Source organism: Mycoplasma pogonae, from assembly GCF_054170725.1.
This window is the reverse complement of sequence record NZ_JBSWZS010000003.1, coordinates 90,553-110,301: the sequence shown is the minus strand read 5'-3', so window position 1 is coordinate 110,301 and position 19,749 is coordinate 90,553. Positions and strand designations below refer to the sequence as shown.

Below are 19,749 nucleotides of genomic sequence, written 5' to 3'. Positions count from 1 at the left end.
ATGCACTAATGCCAGCACCAATACGTTAATACCATTAAACATTTGCAAGAAACTTTTATTTTGTTATTTTGTGTTAAAAAAAAGAAATGATTTTTGGTTTTTGATAATTAATGTGGGTAGCATTAATTAATGGTTTTTTGATAATTTTCATCTTTTTATTAATTAATGAGATCGACCTTAACTTAATGTTTTTTTATAGTTTGGTTTCTAAAAATAATTAGGTTTTTTTCTTGACAACTTGGTGATTTATGTTATAATATGTATGATAAAAGATTCGAGAAGTAGTATAAATATTTTTTATATCATTCTAATATCTCGACCATCTTAAACGTAAATCTACCAACTTATTTTATTTAATTGCAAAAATTAATTACTTTTAAATTTTTAAATACGCAATTTATTAATGCATCTAAATATTTATTCATTTAAAAATTTTAAGCAAAATTAATATAAATTTTTATTTTTAGTAAAATAATTGTTTCTAGCTATAATTTTATATATAGTATTAAAAAATAAAATCTTATTTATAAAAGGTAAAAATGAAAAATAAAAAAAATATTTATGGCTTCTGGGTCTTTTAGGATTTTTTTCCTTAGCTACTACATCATTTTTTTAATCATGAGTTTTTCAATCAATAAAAATGGAATTTTTGTAAAAAATAATTTGGTTGATAATAAAATCACAAAGAGAAAAATTAATAATTTTTTCACTAATTATGATTTATATTTAGAAAAACTAGATAAAAATGCAGACTGACAAGTTGTTAAATCAGTTAAAGTAGTAAATTCTAACGTTGAATTTATTAGATAAACTTCAGAAGAAGAAGCTTATTATAGGATTGTGATAAAAAAATATAGTGATTATGAAAAAGATTTTTCATTAAACAAATTGGCGGTTACATATGTTGAAAATAAGTAAAAGAAAATTAAAATATTTAATATCAATTTTTATTATTTTTTTAGTTATTAGTTTTTCTTTTTTGGGTTATTTTTTAAACAAAAGTGAAGTATTAAATCCTCAAGGGAGTGTTTTGTTAAATAAAGAATAAAAAAATAATAATGTTAAAAATTTAAAAATTAATAATTTTAAAAAAATAGATTTAAATAAATTTGAAAAAAAAGAACAAATTTTTGTTTTATCTTTTCCTTTCTTAATTAAAGAAAATATCAAAAAAGGGATCATTAAAAATGAAAACAATTTAATCGATTGAAAACAAAAACTAGTGGAAAAAAAATATAATGAAAAAAAACTTTTTTTTGATAAATTAAATTTATTTTTAAATGATGAATTTTTTGAAAAATTTAATCTTGTTTTTTTAGCTACAGACAACAGGGAATTTTATCCTTATGATGGATTGGATTCTATTAATATTTTTGAAAACAAAATTTTTTTAAATTACATTAATGGAGAAAAGATTTTAAATAAAGAAACATTTGATCAAATGACTATATATCGTGAAAATGAAATATATTTTGCTATAATTCCAAAATTATCTTTTGATAATTATGAAGTTAAAGTAAATAATATTGAATCACTAGAAAAATATAATGATTACAGAAAAAAAATATCCTACGGTGTTTTTTATAAATTTGATAATGAAGAATTAAAATAAATCAGTAATTAAACTATGATTAAAATACAATAAAAAGTAAACCTTCTTAAATATTGTTAACCCCTCAAGATTATTGAGGGGTTTTTCAATCTAAAATTGATTGAATTTGCTCATCATTATATCAATTTATATATGCTTGAATTTCTTGTTTTGCATATAAAGATTGAGACTCCTCATTTTATCTTTTTTAGATATTTTTCAAATTACTTTATTATATATTTTAAAAAAAATAAACTTTTCTCAGTCTTCCAATTTATTATAAATTTTTTATAATTTTACATCATAAAGTCACTTAGGTTTTCGACCTACACCTTTAAATTTTTAATTTTATAATTTGTTAATGTATTTGAATATTTATGCATTTAAAATTCCTATCTAAACTTTTTACGTTTTTAAACAAAATTATATGAACTTTTGTTTAAAAATACGCACTATTTTAGCATCAAATAAAATATTAAAGCTATAATTTTGATAGGTTAAATTTTAAAGATTATTAAAAAATTTAACTAATATTTTTAATTTGAGAGAGAGCGATGAATTTATTTAAAAGAAAAATTAATACTGAGTCTTTAACTCCACTAGAAGAATATTTCAAATTGCCATTAATTAGACAGTTAATGGGAATATTTTTTATTGCTTTAGGTGCGGGAACGATTTATATTACACCATATATGCTTTATACATTTAAATCGCAATTAGTACAAATAATGAATGTACAAGAATCAAATTTTGCAATTTTATTAACGGTTTATGGTGTAGTTAATACTATTTTTTATATTCCGGGCGGCTGGCTTGCTGATCGGATGTCAACTAAATCATTATTTACAATTTCGATGATCGGAACCGGTATTGTAACTATATGATATTCATTAATTGGAATTCAAGGTGCTAACATTGATTTTAATCAATTAATAATTATTCACATTCTATTTTCTTTTACAACAGTTTTGACTTTTTGATCAGCATTTGTTAAAGGGGTGAAATTATTAGGGCCTCCATCTGAACAAAGCAAATTATATTCAGCAACCGAAACAACGCGTTATTCATTGCAATTGGCTACTTCGTTTATTTCAGTTGCCTTATCAGCTATTTTTGTTGTTTCACCAATTTTTGTTCAATTGACCATTGGGGGAAATCAAATTTCTGGTTCTTCAATGTTTATTGTTTTAATAGTTTATGCTGCAATTTATGTTTTAACTGGAATTTTATGTCTATTTTTATTACCTGGGAAATTTCGGATTAAAAGAAATGCTTTTTATAATAATCGTTATCAATATTTAAATATTCAAAATAAAGTAATTGATTTTGCAACAAAAGCAGAATTAATAGCATACAAAAAAAATCAACGAGTGGAATTTTTTAAAAAAATTGGTCAGGATTCAATTAAAGCATTAAAAAATGTAGATGTTTGATTGATTGCTTTTTTAATTTTCTTTGTCATGAATTGTTATGCTTTTATTGCCTACTATGGTTCAAATGTTTTAAAATCACAACAATGAACTGATCCTACAATTTTATCAGCTTTATCAACAACTTGAACTTATGGAATGCCGATTTTAGGGACTTTATCAATTGCTTTTTTAGTTAAATTTAAATTTAAAAAAACCGCTAGAGCATTAATGTATGTAAGTGCCTTATTAGTTGTTTTTTCATTTGTTTTGTTTATGTTAGGGCTATTAACTGTTTCGTCATGAACGATGGGTTTGGTATTTTTAATTTTTATGTGTTTATCATTTTTCGCTATTGGAGCAGCACGTTCAATTTATTGAGTACCAATGACAGAAACAAAAATCCCTGTAAGTATTTTTGGAATTGCAATTGGAATTATTTCAATTGTTGGATTTTTAAAAGATGTTTGAGTATCGCCGGTACTAGAAGAAATTTTTGCATTTGGGGGTTATGAAGGCAACACAGGAATTTTTAATAATTTAGGGTTAAGTATTTTATTTGGATTTTTATTAGCTAATGCAATTTTAGCTTTTATAACTTCAATATTTATTTTTAGAAGAGTTATTAAAAATAAAAAGAAACTAGTGAAAGAAGCATTTAATTTTAGTGAAAAAGATTTATAAAAATTTGCCCAATATTGATAATTTACCAAATTTACCATGGCAAAGTGACTTTACCGTTTATGACCGAATAGCTGAATGATCACGACCCTTTTTTAATGATGAAGAAATAGAAGAATTTTTGAATTTAGCTAAAAAATTTTATGACTCAAATGAAAAACCAAAAATAGACGCAATTATTGCTAAAAAACAAACTCACAATAGTTCTTGGCTTTCTGATTGGTGAATTAAATATGTTTATTTGGCGGGTCGGCAAGCTCCAACTCCAGAAGTTAATGCCCCATTTTTAAATATTTTTTCTAATTCTGAAAAATACAATGCCTTAGAAATTTTAGCAATTACAATTCATTACTTAGCACAATATTATTTTGATTTTTACAAAAAAACTTTTTTAAATAAAACAATTTTTAAATCATTTAACCATCAAGTAGCAGGTCTTTTTGGAGCGATGCGTCTTCCAAATCATGAATTTGATACTTATTTCGTCAATGATAAACTTGCCAAAGAAATAATTTTTATGTTTAAAAATCATAGCTTTGCAATTGAAGTGATTAAAAATGATCAGGTTGCAAGCATTGCTGAAATTTATCAAACTCTTGAAACGATTACAAAAATAAAATTAAAACAAAAAAAATATGATTTTAATTATGCTTTGTCATTGAATGATCGTGAATTTGAAACTGATTTTTTAAAAATTTTATTGGTAAATAAAAAGAATCAAGCAGCTTTTAAAAAAGTTAAAAATGCCATTGGTGTATTTGCTTATGACGAAGACTTTAACCAAACTTCAAAAGAAGCTATTTTTAAAAATTCAATTGCTAATGAAAATGATTTAAACCGTTGAAATGGCAAAGCATTCCAATTAGTTATTGACCAAAATAAAAATATGGTTTTGTTAATTGATCATTCATTTGTGGATGCTGTTACTTATGGCAAAATTTTTGATCAGATCAATGAAAAGTTTAAGCTTAATAACAATTTCTTAATAAAATTAAAAGTTGAAAATTTAGAGTTTCAACAGCTTGATTTTCAATTAACATCAGAACAAAAAAACGTTATTAAAAACAAATATTCAAATTACATAGACTTTGTAAATTCAGTTTATGCACGCGCCATAAAACTAGATTACTTAAAACGTTCAATATTAAAAAAATTAAATGTAAAAAGTATTGATGCTTTTATTCAGTTAGGGTATCAACTTGCTTATTATTGAACAAATAATCAAATTAGAAATACTTATATTGCTGTTGATATGAGTAAGTATTTTATGGGAAGAACTGAGTGCATTCGCCCCGCATCATTAACGCTCTTGGAATTTATTAAAAATTTTGATTTTTATTTTCAAAATCCAAAAACCGCAGAAATTCAGTGAAATAAATTACAAGACATTCATTATCAAAGAACAAAATTATGTCAAGCAGGACAAGGTGTTAATCGTCATATTCTAGGACTGAAATTAGCTTTATTAGAAAATTCTGAATTAGATAATTTCAAGGAGCTTAAAAAACTTTTAGCTTCACCAGTTATTGCAAACATTTCAGGGAATTACATCTCAACCTCAACTATTAATTATGAACCAATTAAATATGGCTACTTCTATCCAGTTGAAGCTGATGGAATTGGAATTTTCTACATCACAGTTGATGATACTTATCGAGCAATGTTAACTGCCTGAAAAAATAATCAAGTTTTTTTAGATAAATTTATTAAAAATCTTGATTTAGCCTATCAAAGTATGCTTAAGTTACTAAAAAAAATTAACGCTTTAAATTAAATTCTTAAAACCAGCTAGAAAATTTTTCAAACTGGTTTTTTTATTTATACTTAAAATTAATGTAGTTTTGAAATGATTTTGCTAATTTATTAATTTTTCAATATTTTAATTTATTAAAATGAAACATTTCCATAAAAATAGATTTTGTAAATAAAATTTATTTTTTTATCAAAGTTAAGATTACAAATTTTTTTCAAAAATATTTAATTGGATTAATTAAAGAATTTAAAACAACTATTATTAGCCAAATTTCAAAAAAATTAAAAACCAGCTAAATAATTTATAGCTGGTTTTTAATTGCGCGGTTGGAGAAATTATTTTTTAGTTCTTAAATTATATTCACTAATCACTTCAGATCTTAATTTATCGCTAATTGGTTTAATTGACTGATATTCGACTTTATAAATATCAGCGGGATCTGTATCAGTTGTTGGTTGTCCGCCATAAACAGTTTGTTCTGGTTGTTGTGTGATGTAAATATTTAATAAACTTTCTGTTAATTTATCGCTCACTTCATGTGCTATATTGTTAGTGTTGTATTTAGCTTTAGCTTCAGTTAGTTTTTCTTCTAAAGCTTCATCTTCTAAATTAGCATCTAATGCAATAGTAATCAATCCATTTGCATCATGTAAAAAAGCCGTTTCTTCATTTTCGCTATCTTCGCCAGCTAATGAACCATCAGCATTTAAAGCTTTAAAATATGTTTGGGCATCATTGAAATATCATTTACCCATTATTTCAAAATCATTTTTTCAAGCAGGAGTATAGTTAACATAATCATAATTACGTAAAATTGGTACATTACTATAATCTAGATATAAAGCATAATTTTTCTTACCATTTTTTTCCATTAATGGCATATTTGGATTATCGAGATCTGTTTCAGCTTCCCATTCACCTTCTTCATTTTTTTTAAAAAACGGCACTTGCTCTCAAGTTAAAATTTCTTGAAATACTTCTTCCTTAGGTTGGTTAACACCTTTATATATCGATTCAAAAATAACATCATAAATATCATTATTTAATTCTTCAGAATTACTTTTTCGTAAAACAAAACCTTCCATTAAAGTGATATTATGCTTAGGACGAATGTATTTAATTTGGCCATCAGGAATGTCGCTGAAATTATCTGATGAATAGATAGCATCAATCGCATCTCCGTTGTACATAACAGCAACATCATTCCGTGAATTTTTGTCAATTAAACTTTGCAATAATTCTGTTCCATTACTTACAAAAGCATTTTTAGATACATCATTAACACTACCACCGGTTCCGTTTTTAACAACTTCCAAAAACCCTTCAATCATTGATTTGTAATTTGAAGGTGTGACATAACCTGAATAAGTTTCACTACCAAAGGTTGAAATGGTTGAAAAATTTTTGTTAATTAAATTTTGTAATGATGTATTTATGTTATTTAAAAAAGCATTTTTAGCAGCTTTGCTTACATTAACATCATTTCTTTGTAATATAACATCTAACAACTCTTCAATTTTTGATTTAAAATTCGAAGGAGCATCACTATTTTTTAATTCAGAACCAATTAATAAATTATCTCTTGAAGCTTCAGTTCAACCAAAGCGGTTATATTTTTTTTCTGATAATTTTTTCATAATCCCAACAAAAGTTTGGTCTTCAAAACGAATGCCATTTTCTTTTTCTTCATCTGTTAATGTGTTAAATGAATCTGGACGCAAAGGACGTTCTTTATTATCAGTTCCTGTTGTATAAGCAACAACTTTATCTTGGATATAATATGGAATTAAGTATTCTCACATTTCATCAGCAATACCATCGTTGTCATTATCAATTCTTTCATTCTTGTAATTAACTAAATATTTATTATAAGAATCTACATGCTTCATAGTTTCTGGACGTCAATATTTAGCAACTACAGATTTTTTCAGTCTTCCCTTTGCATCAAAACTATTTGGATTGTTTAGCTCAGGAATATTACGTAAAATTTTAGTAAAATCAATTTTTTGGATTTTATCACCAATAATTAATCTAGCAATTTCAAAGTCAGAAGAAATTCCTCCAACTATTCTATCACTTTCAATTGCTCGCGAAAATTCATTTAATTCTGAAAAGGCTTTATATTGAAATTTTTCAGAAATTTCCTTCTCAGCATCTGGATCCAAATAAGATTCAAAATTCATTAATACAGGGCGAAAAGGTTTTTGTGCTCAATGAACAAAACCTGCAATTGTTAACCCAGCAAGTGTTACTAATCCAGAAGTTACTAAAAGTAATTTTTTATTTAATTTCAAGTTACACCGCCTTCTTGTTTTTATATTTTTTAAAAATGATGTAAATGATATTCCCGATAATTACAAAAAATAACATGATTGCTGAAAGTGCTAATGATCAAGTTTTAAACTTACCTTCATACAATTCAGTCCCGATTGTTTCAGTATTAGAAACAATTCTTGTAATAATGAAATCATCAAATGATAAGAAAACACTAATGAAAAATACAAAAATGATTGATGGAATCATGTAAATAAAATAAGTTTTAAATCAGGTACGAATTGGGCCATAACCTAAGTCTTGAGATGATTCCATAATACTTTTTGAAAATTTTTCACTTCTTGGTAACATGAATAAAATTCCATATGGCAAAGCCATTACTGCATGCGAAACAATTACCCGTCACATCCCCTCTTGGTTAGCAAATAATGAACCAAATAAGATTGACAATACCACTGATAAAGCTACAGCAGTTATGATATCGGGATTAATAAGTGGAATTGATGAAGTTGAATTAATAAAAGTACGAGCTAATTTTGATCTTTGTTTTCAAATTGCATAAACTGTAATTAATGAAATTACAATCACAATTAAAGAAACACAAATGGCAATAATAAATGAGTTAATAAATTTATTGGCAATATCAGATTCAAATAATTGTAATCATCCTTTTCAGGTTGTAGTATTTCAAGTCGAAAGAGAAACATCACCTTTTTTTGATTCAGCATTAAAAGAATAAATTGTGGCAAAAATAATTGGAATATAAAATAATCCAATAATAATTCAAACATAACTTTTTCTTAAAATTTCTCTCGAAGTAATAAAATCTCAAATTTTAGACATTTCTCATTCCTTTCAATTTGATGATCAGTCAAGGAATGAAAAACGTTAATGAATAACCACCAATTAAAATTAGAGTTGTGACAATTACCAATGTTGAAGCAATAGCAATATCAAATTGACTAGTTGGATTTGAATAGTAGTTGATTGTATTTCCGATCATTTGAAATTGTGAACCATTTGGTAATAATTTATCAGTGATAATAACTGAAGAAGCAGCCATCAGAAAGACGATTCCAATTCCAGTAAAAATCGCTTTTAAGCCATAAGGTAGTACAACTTTAATTAAAGTTTGAAATTTGTTATATCCCAAATCCTGCGAAGCTTCTAATAAGTTTTTAGGCATGTCACGGAAAACTGTAAATAAAGGGATAATCATGAAAGGTAAATTTAAAAATACAGAACCTAAAACCATAAATCACTCACTAATAATTTGATCCTCACCAATAATTACAGTAAATAAACCTCTTAATGCCAATACCTTAGCAATTGTAAAAATTATTAATGGACTAACAATTAATGAAATTCCATAAACTTGAAAAATTTTTGATTTTGAAGTTGAAATGAAATATGCATATGGTAAGCCGATAAGCAAACAAAAGATTGCAGACAAAATACCAATTTTAACACTTCGTCACATAATTCATCAAGTTGATGCTTGTGAAACAACATTTCATTGGTTGAATTCTTCTTGGTTATCATTTACCGGAACATTGCTTACAGCTTTTACGAAAATTAAAATTGTTGGCAAAATAATAAATAATAAAGCAATAATTGCATAGGGTAAAGCTAAAATTAAACGCGGATGAAAATCAATTTTTTCTTTTAAATATTCCTTAATCTTCATCTCTTGCATACCCTTTTGTATCTTTTTTCATTAAGTGTAATGCATCAATATCTCAGTTTAATTTAATGCTGTCGCCTTCATTGTATTGTTTTGTTGTTTCAACATAAATTATTTTATCTTTGTATCTAACATCAACAAAGTAATATGAGCCTTTGTAGGTGTTTTTGATAACTACCCCATCTATGTAGCCTTTAGTTTTAGAAACGTTCATATCTTCAGGGCGAATTAAACAATCGACTTCTTCACCAACCTTAAATTCATTGTCAGTATGAATTGAATCAATAATTTGACCTAAAATTTCAACTTTCCCTTTTCCCAAATACTTCCCTTTTAGTAGGTTTGAATCACCAATAAAATTGGCAATTCAAGTATTGATTGGATAATCATAAATTTTTTCAGGTGTATCAAATTGTTCAATTTCACCATCTCTAATAACAGCAACACGATCAGATAATTCTAGAGCTTCATCTTGATCATGAGTAATTAAAATAAAAGTAATTCCTAATTTTTGTTGAATATTTCTAAGCAGTTTCTGCATTTTTTCACGAATTTTAGCATCAAGTGCCGATAATGGCTCATCTAGTAATAAAATTTTAGGTTCAATTACTAATGAACGAGCTAAAGCTACCCGTTGTTTCATCCCTCCAGAAAGTTCAGTGATCGCTTTTTGCTCACTACCTTCTAACCCGACAAGATGAATCATTTTTTGAATTTCATCATCAATTTCTTTTCGAGTAATTTTTCTTGTTAAATATTTTTTAACAAACGCTTCTTTTTTACTAATTGCATAATTTTCTCAGTATGAGTATTTAAAGTCAGAATCATCTAATCATTTTTGATATTTTTTCTTAGTATTTTTTGGTAAATTTTCATCTTCTAACGCAACTTCATACTCACTTTGAGTTTTATCTAGCTCTGCCATTTTTTGTTGAGCCTTTTGCTGTCATTGAGATTCTTTTGCTGCTAAATTTTGTAGTAAATCAGGATTGATATTATCTTTGGGATAACGCTTTAGTTTTAATCCATATTTAATATTGTCATAAACATTTAAATGTGGGAATAAAGCATAATCTTGAAAAATTGTTGAAATATCACGCTTGTAAGGTGGTAAATCTTTGATATCAATTCCTTCAATTTTAATTTCACCACGAGTTGCTCATTCAAATCCTCCTAATAGTCGTAAAATTGTTGTTTTACCACTTCCAGAAGGACCTAAAATTGTTATAAATTCCCCTTTTTTAATTTTTAAATTAACATTGTTTAAAACACGTTTTTTACCAAATTCTTTAACAACATCAACGAGTTCAATAAAGTTTTTTTCTTGTTTTTTAGTCCCGCTTAGGCTATTCATATATCTCCTTAATTTTGATAAATAAATAATTTCATTACTAAAAATGAAATTAGGTTATTGAAAATTGTATTATTTAAATATTTAAACTGAATTTTTATCGCAATAAAAACCAGTTACTACTGGAGATAATTATCAAAAAGATCTTGGTTAATTTCAATATAAAAAGAAGGCAAATTACTGTATTTTAAATGAAAAAATTCAATATAAAATTGATCACAAAATTTTTTAATTTCTTTAATTTTTTTAAATTCCTGCCTTGCTTTTTTCATAGTACTTAATAATACCAAAAAAGTTTTAAGATTAAAAAAAATTTACTATTTTTTTTGGCAAAAATTAGTAAATTAAATTTATAAATAAGTAATGAAATTAAATTCTAAATTTTTTAGTTTAGATAAAATCATATCGCAAAAAATTAGTTAAAAATTATTTAATTGACTACTATTAAGAGAAATTAATTTTCTCGTTTAGATATTTTGGTTTTAATATTTTTATTTATTGCTTTAATCATTTCTTTGCTATCATACCCCAATTCTGTAAACCCGTTAGCTTGCTCTTCTTTTTCAAGTGATTCAATTGCTACTAAAGTAGCTTTATCAATTGTAATTTGCTTTAAACGTTCTAATAATTCAAGTAAATCATGATAATTTTGAGAATATTGATTTTTAGGTAAATTATCTGTTTCTTTATTTAAAGCTTCTAAAATTTTGCTTTGTTCCAAATTTAGCGGTGTTGGATATTTATTTTTAAAGTGTTTATCTCTTAGGTTTTCGCCTATTTTCATATAATCTAAAAATGGTCCTCAAGGAACTTCTTTTAACGGAAATGTTTCAAAAAAATGAGGATTTTTAATTAGTAAAAATAAAATTCTTTTGATATGAGTCTGCTGACTTTTAATAAATTCAGATTTTAGATTTTGTTTTTCTAAACGACGCTCACGAAATTGTTGCTCATAATCTAAAAAACTGTCATTTGGCTCTTGTTCCAAAATTTTTTTTTCAACTTGAAACTCTTCTAAAAAATGAGTATCAATTTTAATTCCCATCTCCTTATCAATTTTGTTAATGTAAAAATTTTGTTTTTCTTTTTCAAGATAAGCTAGCAATTCTCCAAAATTAGTTTTGAACTTTTTCACATCTTCGAAAACGGCAAGATCGGTTGTTGCTTTTTGATTTTGATAAAAAAATTCAATTCCTGGCATACGTTGGTTTTCAATTAATTGCTTTAAAGATCCAGAGCCATTTTTAGTTAAATATTCATCAGGATCCAATAAACTAGTATTATGAATTACAAAACATTCAATTCCAGCTTTTATCAAAAGTTTTAAAGACTTAATTGTCGCAGCAATTCCCGCCTTATCACCATCCAAATTTAAAATTACTCGATGGTTTTTCAATAATTTTAAATGCTGATTAGTTAATGCTGTTCCCATAATTCCAACGACATTTTCAATCCCATCACGATAATGAGCAATAACATCCATAAAGCCTTCAACAATAATAATTTCTTTTTTAAAAAGAATTTTTTCTTTAGCATCAAAATAGTTGTATAAAATTTCTGATTTCTGAAATAAACTGTTTTCAGCTGAATTAATATACTTACTTTCTTTTGCATCAGTATGTAATGTACGAGCTGAAAAACCAACAATATCGCCCTGATTATTTTTAATTGCAAATGTTAAACGATTATTAAAAAAAGCTTTTTCATTTTCATTAAGTAATGAAGCATTAATTAAAATATCTACTTGATGTTGTTTTTTTATTAAAGTAGCAACATAAGCGGGGTCAGCAAATCCAATATTAAAACGCGAAATAATTTCATGATCTAGTTTTCGTTTTTGTAAATAAGTTTGCAAATTTTGGTATTTCGAAGCATTAATAAAAATTGTAAATAAGTTGTAAGCATCTTTTAATGCGCTAAGCATTTTTTCTTCGTATGCATCATATTTAATAACTTGATTGTTATTAAAATTACTTTGAATATCAAGTGTAATTCCTTGTTGCTGAGCTAAATATTTAATTGTTTTAACAAAATCTCATTTGTTATAATTCATCAAAAAAGTTACAACATTCCCAGAAGCTTGGCAAGCAAAACACTTAAAAAGTTGCTTTTCCCGCGATACTGACATTGATGGTGAATTATCACTATGAAAAGGACAAATAGATCAGTAATTTTTTCCTTTTTTAGCTAGATTTAAATAGGTAGAAACCACTTCTACAATATCACTATTTTTTACAATTCCATCAAAGTCAATTTTATTATCCATTAACGCCTTTCAATTAATCTTTATTATTTTAAATAAGTTTCAATCTCATTAATTGCAATTCTAGTTTGCTCCATTGTATCGCGATTTCGAATTGTGACTGTTTTTGCACTTTCGGTGTCATAGTCGATAGTAATGCAATAAAAAGTTCCAATCGCATCTTGGCGACGATAACGTTTTCCAATTGATGCTGTTTCATCGAATGTAACATCAAAACCATTTGCTACCAATTTTGTAAATATTTCTTTTGCAAATGATGATTGTTTTTTAGTTAAAGGTAAAATCGCAGCAGTATATGGTGCTATTGATTTAGCTAAACGTAATACTATTCTTTCATCGTTATTATTAGTAAGCTTTTCAATTTCATAAGCGTCTACAAAAATTGCTAATAGCAAACGATCCAATCCTAATGAAGGTTCAATTACAAAAGGAATAATATTTTGATTAGTTTCAGGTTCAGTATAATAAAAATTTTCCTTAGAATGCTCCATATGTGCTTTTAAATCATGATTTCCTCGATTAGCAATCCCTCATAATTCACCTCACCCGAACGGAAAAGCGAATTCAATATCAGTTGTGGCTTTGGAATAATGAGCTAACTCTTCATCTGCGTGTTGACGAAATAGTAGTGAAGTTGGTTTTAATTCAATAACCTTAACCAAAAAGTCATTTGCTTTGGCAATATAATTTGCAAAAACAGCATCAGCTTCAGTTTCTTTTGTGAAAACTTCTAATTCCATTTGCTCAAACTCTCTAGTTCTAAAAATAAAATTTCCTGGGGTTATTTCATTACGGAATGCCTTACCAATTTGACCAATTCCGAATGGTAACTTTGGACGCATTGTACGCACAATATTTTTAAAATTAACAAAAATCCCTTGTGCAGTTTCGGGGCGTAAATAAACCTTGTTTTTAGCATCTTCAAGCACACCTTGTTGAGTTTCAAACATTAAATTAAAATTACGAATTGGTCCTCATTCAACAGCTGAATTATCATATTTAGTAACATTACTTCTTAAGAAATTTTCAATTTCGGAATTATTCATTTCGCCCACATTAATTTCAGGAAATAACTCTTCCATAATTTTGTCAGCTCGGTAACGTTTTTTGTTGATTTTATTTTCAATTAATGGATCAGAAAAATTTGTTGTATGACCAGAAGCTTCTCAAACTAAATTACTCATTAAAATTTTACTATCTAGTCCATAATTGCTAGCTTCTTTAGTAATGAAATTATTTCATCACAAATCCTTAACTTTTTTAGCAATTAAAGCTCCTAGAGGTCCATAATCTCAAGTATTTGCTAAGCCTCCATAAATTTCAGAACCTTGAAAAACAAAACCTACATTTTTTAAATGATTTACTAGTTCTTTCATATTTTTATGAGCGTTTAAATTTTCTTTTTTCACTATACCACCACTATTAATATATATGTATAAAAATGTTTAAAATGTAAAAATAATTTTAAATTAATTATACTTTTAGACAATAAAAATATTAAAAAATCTTTAAATTTAATTTTAGAACAAACTTTAAATATTAATTTAAAATTTTATGAAAAATATTTTTTATTTTTAAAAAATTAGGTATAATAATTTTGCTCTTGGCGGATGTGGTGAAGTGGCTAACACATCGGTTTGTGGATCCGACATTCGCGGGTTCGATCCCCGTCATCCGCCCCATTTTTTTAGATCGATTAATATTGTTTAATCCTTTAAAAAAATGGTTAATAAATTTAATAATGAGGTAACTAATTAAATTAGTTGCTTTTTTATTTTAATTCATTTTTTTATTAGAATTATGCATTAATTTACATATTAAACTAGAACAAAAAAAGTAGATCATAAAATATTAAACTCACCGAAATATTTAAGTGAGTGAAATTTGGAGGTTCATTTTTTTATTATGACAAGGCATTTTGATTAGGGGTTTTTGAAATGTATGAAAAAAGTTATGATTCTTTTATCATTTTTGAAAATGATATTGCAATAAATTCAACAGAAAAAAATATTAAACTCCAAAAATAGAGAAATCACCAAAAGAAAAATAAAGGCATAGGTAAAAAAATAAAACTTTTCATATAAATATTTATTAAGAATTTACAATAAATTAAAAGATTAAAAAATCTACAAAAAAAGCTAAAGAATTTAAAAATACTAATGTAAAATTTTTAATTTAGTAGAACGTAATTATTACAATGCTGCAAACAAAAATATTGTTGCAGCAGATGTTACTTATATTCCAACACTCAAGTATATGAATACAAATTATGTTTGCTTATTAGTGAAAATTCATCAAAACTAAAAAATTCTTTTTTTTAGAATTCAAACATATATTGATTAATATAATATGAATGAATTTAATCAATTTTAAATTGAAAAACCCCTCAGAATCCCTGAGAGGCTTACAACATTTAAAAGGTTTATTTTTTTCTAGTTTAATGTTAAACTACTGCTTTTTTTAAAACATGCCACCAAATGAACCGGGATTAAAGCCGCCGCCGCCATTTTTCATCATGTTTGACATTTGTTTCATTTGAACTGACATTTTTTCAAATTCATTAACTAATTGATTATATTCTTGGGCACTCCGACCTGAACCCTTCATAATTCGATTTTTTCGTGAAGCGTTTTTTAATAATTTAGGATTTTTTCGTTCTTGCATTGTCATTGATGAAATCAAAATTTCAAATAAACGAATTTTTTTCTCAGCTGATTCTAGTTTTGTTTCATCAATATTTTTTGCCGCTAAACCAGGAATCATTTTTAATATTTTAGACATTTTTCCAAGTTTGCGAAGTTGTTTTAAACTTTCCATTAAATCATCAAGATCAAAATTACCAGAAAACATTCGTTTAGTTAATTTTTCAGTTTTCTGTTTGTCAATTACATTTTCAGCTTGCTCAATCAGAGATAAAACATCACCCATCCCCAAAATTCTATCAGCCATTCGATCGGGGTGAAATAAATCAAGATTATCAGCTTTTTCACCAGTACCGATAAATTTAATTGGTAGATTTAGCAATTGACGCAATGAAAGAGCAGCTCCTCCACGAGCATCTGAATCTAATTTTGTAATAATTAACCCTGTTAAAGCAAGTTTGTTGTTAAAAATTTCTGCAGTATTAATAACATCTTGACCAACAAGAGCATCAGTAACAAATAAAATTTCATTTGGGTGAGCAATTTTTTTAATATTAATTAGCTCATCCATTAATTCTTCATTAATTGCTAAACGCCCTGCAGTATCAATAATTACTAAATCATAGTTTTCAACTTTAGCTTTTTCTAAACCATTTTTAACAATAGTTTCCGGTTTTGAAGTTGTATCTTCTGAATAAAAACCTAAATTTAAATTATGAGCTAAAATTCTTAACTGTTCAATCGCAGCTGGGCGATAAGTGTCAGCTCCAATTAATAAGATCTTTTCTGCTTGTTTAGTTTTAATAAAATATTTTGCTAGTTTTGCTGTTGAAGTTGTTTTACCAGTACCTTGAAGCCCAACCATCATAAAAACATTAGCTTTATTTTTGTTTAAGGTAACTGATTGAGCTTTACCACCTAAAATTTCTTGCAATTCTTGATGTACAATTTTAATCATTTGTTGCTCAGGATTTAACTTACCAACAATTTCTTGCCCAACAATTTTTTCCTTAACATTTTGAATAAATTTTTTAACTACTTGCAGATTAACGTCAGCTTCTAATAAAGCTAAACGAATTTCACGCGTAACAACGATAATATCTTCTTCATTTAAAAGTGTTTTTTTTGACATTGAGCCTAAGGCTTTTTGAATTTTTTTACCTAAAAAATCTAACATTTTTTAATTATATCACCCTTCTATTTTTGTTGTTTTGCAAACTTTTGATATTGTAATTTCATAAAATCAAACACCATTAACATTGCCATTACATCATTTTCACAATATTGCTTTAGCAATGGTACTTTTTCATTATTTCATTCATTATCGCCAATTCCACCTAAATAGCGACTACCAGCAACATTCATTGCCATCATTCCATTTTGGATTTCCAACTCTGAATAAGGAGTAATTTTATGTTCTAAATCAATTTTATGCTTTGTAATATATTTTTCAATTTTTTTAATACTAAAATAACATTTTATTTCAGGAATAAAAATAATTGGATGATCATTTGCTTTGCGATTTGCAAAACATTCCATTAAATCTACCGTGTGATCAGTAATGTGAGCCACTTTTTTGCTATAATCTCGAGCTTGCGGATCATGAACTTTTTGAAATAATTCTACCATTTCCTTTAATCTTGTATTTTCAAAATTTTTATTGAAAACAACAAATTTATTAGCTTTATTTGCATAAATATCGTCAATAATGTTTTTGAAAACATCGTTATTAATTTTAAGTGGGTCATAAACAAAATTTTCTTTTGAAAAAATTGCACCATTTTTAGTTTTGATAATCGAGACTTGAAAAACAATTTGACTATAAGGTTTAGAATTTTCCAATACCGGGAAAGGGAAAGAAAAACTTTCAAAATCATATCAAACAATAATTTCGTTAGGTTGGGTCAAAAGATCAATGAATGTCTTAAGTTTATCAGGAACAATTTTGATTTCATCTTTTTTTAAAATACTTAATAAAATATGGGCATTTTTACTATTTTGATCTTCAAAAAAATTAGCTTTTTGCATTAAATGCATAATTTCATTGCAATTAATCTGCTGACTATTTTTAGTGTCTAAATATAATCTTTTTTGCTCAATGTAATTAATTTTTTTCTCAAATTTAATTAAATTTCCAGTAATACCAAAAATTTCTGGATGTAAAATTTCAATTACATTTTCTGCAAAAGCATCATTGCCAGCTGGAAATTCATATTTTTCTAGTGTATCAGATCAATATTGCAAAGGATTAATATCAGTAAAGTATTCAAGATTTTGATAACTATTAATTTTGTCAATAATATCATCAATTTCATCAAAATACAAAGTATAATTTGGTTTAATATCAATTTTTTTACTTTCTAAAAAGGTTGCAATTCGATTAAAATCCTCTGAATCACAATGGGAATCATTAGCTACACCTTTATGAAAAAAACATCTAGTCATTTCTACATTACCTTTATATTTTTCGGGTAAGCTTTTGCCGCTTTTTAATGTTGCCGCTTGATAAGTTTCAGTGATGGGAACAATTTTAGGTTGATATTTATGAACAATATCAATTACAAAAAGTGAATAATCATGAATTGAATTATTACCCAAAGCTTTTTTAGTAATTCAGTAATCATAATAGGCACGGAAATAATTATTTAACTTTGTTTTTGAAGAAACATTTATATTAGAAATTTTTTGTTTTTTAGGAAAATAAGCCATTGGTCTTGCAATGGCATTGCGATATTTAAAAACAGGATTGATGATAACTTCATAATTTTGTAAATTGATAGCTTCAAGTGTTTCTGAAATAGCTTGATCATTGCTTTTAGCTTTAACAAAATAAACTTTTTCAGCTGCGAAATCTTTAACAATATAGTCTTGAAATTGTTTAACAACTATATCAAAAGAATTTTTGATTACATCAATTTTACTAAATTGTTCTAAATCTTCTTCTCCAGAAAAAATACTCACTAATGTTGCTAAAATATCATCATCTTCAAGCTCATCATTAGAATAGGAATTATCTTTTAAAATTTCTATGTTAGAAATATTTTTTAATTCAGGTTGCAAATTATTTGGATTAAATTCATTGTGTCATACAAAATATGGTTGAGTTGTTAAAAAACGTTTGTAATGATTGAATTTGATTATCGGTAATTCATTTTCATTATTGTGATTCAACGTATTTACCTAATGCCTTTCATTTGTCTAGTAATGTCTGCAATTGATCTTCATTTTCGCACTCTAATCAATCAATTAAATCACCATCAATTGCTTCGTTGTATTGTGGGGAAATGCCTTTTTGAGTATAAAATTGGTATCATTGCTTTACTTTTTGAATATCATCCATTGCTTGATCGCGATTTAATTTGTAAGGGTAGGCTTTTAATTTGCGGTTTTTAATTGGGAAATTTTTCGGATGTGCATAATCTTCTTCTTTCAAAAAAGTTGCAACGATGTAGAATTTTTCTTTATTCATTAAATAGGTATAAAGTTGAGCTTGCTTTAAATAAGCAAGAGGTACCCCATATTTTTCCCAATCATAATATTTTTTTTCGCCGGCTGTTTTAATTTCGATAATTGATTCATTTTTGGGAATATAACCATCGGGGATTCCGCCGATGATGTCATCTTTACCAGCGAAATAATCATAATTATATTGCTCGGGAGGAAAAGTTTCAATTTCAATATTTAATTTAGTTTCTAATGCTTCAACAACTTTAGGTTCGATCGCCACCCCGGCATTAACATATTTTGGATCTAAAACCGGCATTGATAGTCATGCAATTTTAGCGAATGCTGCAAAATGTGATTTAAAATTATCAGTTAATAAAACATCGGCAATTGAAGAACCACCAATTTTTTTAAACCCAAATTTACCTCAAAGTTGTTTATTTAATAACTTTTGATGAAATTCAGGTTTTAAAATTACAACTTTATTAACTTTGTCCAATACATATTCACGGTTGTTATAAAAATGTCGCTTAACCATATTTAACCTCTTTTAATGATATTTTTCTTTGAAAATATTTTAATTATTAATAATTTTAAAAATTATAGCTTTCATTAGCTAAATTGCCGCATATAATACATAAAATTATAACTTTAATA

13 protein-coding genes and 1 tRNA gene are annotated in these 19,749 nt (G+C 26.3%); 5 read left to right on the top strand and 9 right to left on the bottom strand.

Features of this window, described 5'->3' with window-relative positions:
* Nucleotides 1–618 precede the first annotated feature (618 nt).
* The 4 genes from ACW95P_RS01695 to ACW95P_RS01680 all read left to right on the top strand — a co-directional run bounded on the left by ACW95P_RS01695 (nucleotide 619) and on the right by ACW95P_RS01680 (nucleotide 5,455).
* The gene (locus ACW95P_RS01695; protein ID WP_457961510.1) at nucleotides 619–810 is read left to right on the top strand and encodes a hypothetical protein; all 192 of its coding nucleotides are present in this window, start codon (nucleotides 619–621) and stop codon (nucleotides 808–810) included.
* A gap of 412 nt (nucleotides 811–1,222) precedes the next feature.
* Entirely contained in the window at nucleotides 1,223–1,612 is a 390-nt protein-coding gene (locus ACW95P_RS01690; RefSeq protein ID WP_457961509.1) for a hypothetical protein, read from the top strand.
* 533 nt (nucleotides 1,613–2,145) lie between these two features.
* The gene (locus ACW95P_RS01685) at nucleotides 2,146–3,684 is read left to right on the top strand and encodes an MFS transporter (RefSeq protein WP_457961508.1); all 1,539 of its coding nucleotides are present in this window, start codon (nucleotides 2,146–2,148) and stop codon (nucleotides 3,682–3,684) included.
* Entirely contained in the window at nucleotides 3,668–5,455 is a 1,788-nt protein-coding gene (locus ACW95P_RS01680; RefSeq protein ID WP_457961507.1) for a choline/carnitine O-acyltransferase, read from the top strand. Before ACW95P_RS01685 ends, ACW95P_RS01680 begins: the two co-directional genes overlap by 17 nt.
* A gap of 314 nt (nucleotides 5,456–5,769) precedes the next feature.
* Here ACW95P_RS01680 and ACW95P_RS01675 read toward each other — a convergent pair whose 3' ends face one another.
* The 6 genes from ACW95P_RS01675 to ACW95P_RS01650 all read right to left on the bottom strand — a co-directional run bounded on the left by ACW95P_RS01675 (nucleotide 5,770) and on the right by ACW95P_RS01650 (nucleotide 14,415).
* Entirely contained in the window at nucleotides 5,770–7,728 is a 1,959-nt protein-coding gene (locus ACW95P_RS01675) for a type 2 periplasmic-binding domain-containing protein (RefSeq protein ID WP_457961506.1), read from the bottom strand.
* 1 nt (nucleotide 7,729) lies between these two features.
* Nucleotides 7,730–8,551: an ABC transporter permease gene (locus ACW95P_RS01670; protein WP_457961505.1), complete on the bottom strand. Its 822-nt coding sequence runs from the start codon at nucleotides 8,549–8,551 to the stop codon at nucleotides 7,730–7,732.
* Nucleotides 8,544–9,395 carry an ABC transporter permease gene (locus tag ACW95P_RS01665; protein ID WP_457961504.1) on the bottom strand — a complete coding sequence of 284 codons (852 nt, stop codon included), beginning with the start codon at nucleotides 9,393–9,395 and terminating at the stop codon, nucleotides 8,544–8,546. Before ACW95P_RS01665 ends, ACW95P_RS01670 begins: the two co-directional genes overlap by 8 nt.
* Entirely contained in the window at nucleotides 9,385–10,746 is a 1,362-nt protein-coding gene (locus tag ACW95P_RS01660; protein ID WP_457961503.1) for an ABC transporter ATP-binding protein, read from the bottom strand. Before ACW95P_RS01660 ends, ACW95P_RS01665 begins: the two co-directional genes overlap by 11 nt.
* Before the next feature lie 451 nt (nucleotides 10,747–11,197).
* Nucleotides 11,198–13,009, bottom strand: coding sequence for a DNA primase (gene dnaG / locus ACW95P_RS01655; RefSeq protein WP_457961502.1), 1,812 nt, complete (start codon nucleotides 13,007–13,009; stop codon nucleotides 11,198–11,200).
* Between the two features lie 23 nt (nucleotides 13,010–13,032).
* Complete coding sequence (locus ACW95P_RS01650; RefSeq protein WP_457961501.1) at nucleotides 13,033–14,415, bottom strand: glycine--tRNA ligase; 1,383 nt, start codon at nucleotides 14,413–14,415, stop codon at nucleotides 13,033–13,035.
* Nucleotides 14,416–14,612: 197 nt separating this feature from the next.
* On the opposite strand from ACW95P_RS01650, the gene ACW95P_RS01645 reads away from it, so the two are divergent.
* A tRNA-His gene (locus ACW95P_RS01645) sits at nucleotides 14,613–14,688 on the top strand.
* A gap of 778 nt (nucleotides 14,689–15,466) precedes the next feature.
* Here the strand turns inward: ACW95P_RS01645 and ffh are convergent.
* The 3 genes from ffh to ACW95P_RS01630 are packed head-to-tail and all read right to left on the bottom strand — an operon-like array spanning nucleotide 15,467 to nucleotide 19,630.
* Nucleotides 15,467–16,825: a signal recognition particle protein gene (gene ffh, locus ACW95P_RS01640; RefSeq protein ID WP_457961500.1), complete on the bottom strand. Its 1,359-nt coding sequence runs from the start codon at nucleotides 16,823–16,825 to the stop codon at nucleotides 15,467–15,469.
* A gap of 20 nt (nucleotides 16,826–16,845) precedes the next feature.
* On the bottom strand, nucleotides 16,846–18,819 hold the full coding sequence (locus ACW95P_RS01635; protein WP_457961499.1) for a DUF2779 domain-containing protein: 1,974 nt from the start codon (nucleotides 18,817–18,819) through the stop codon (nucleotides 16,846–16,848).
* A complete protein-coding gene (locus ACW95P_RS01630; protein WP_457961498.1) occupies nucleotides 18,806–19,630 on the bottom strand; it encodes an MAGa7180 family putative nuclease in 825 nt (274 codons plus the stop codon). Before ACW95P_RS01630 ends, ACW95P_RS01635 begins: the two co-directional genes overlap by 14 nt.
* Nucleotides 19,631–19,749 lie beyond the last annotated feature (119 nt).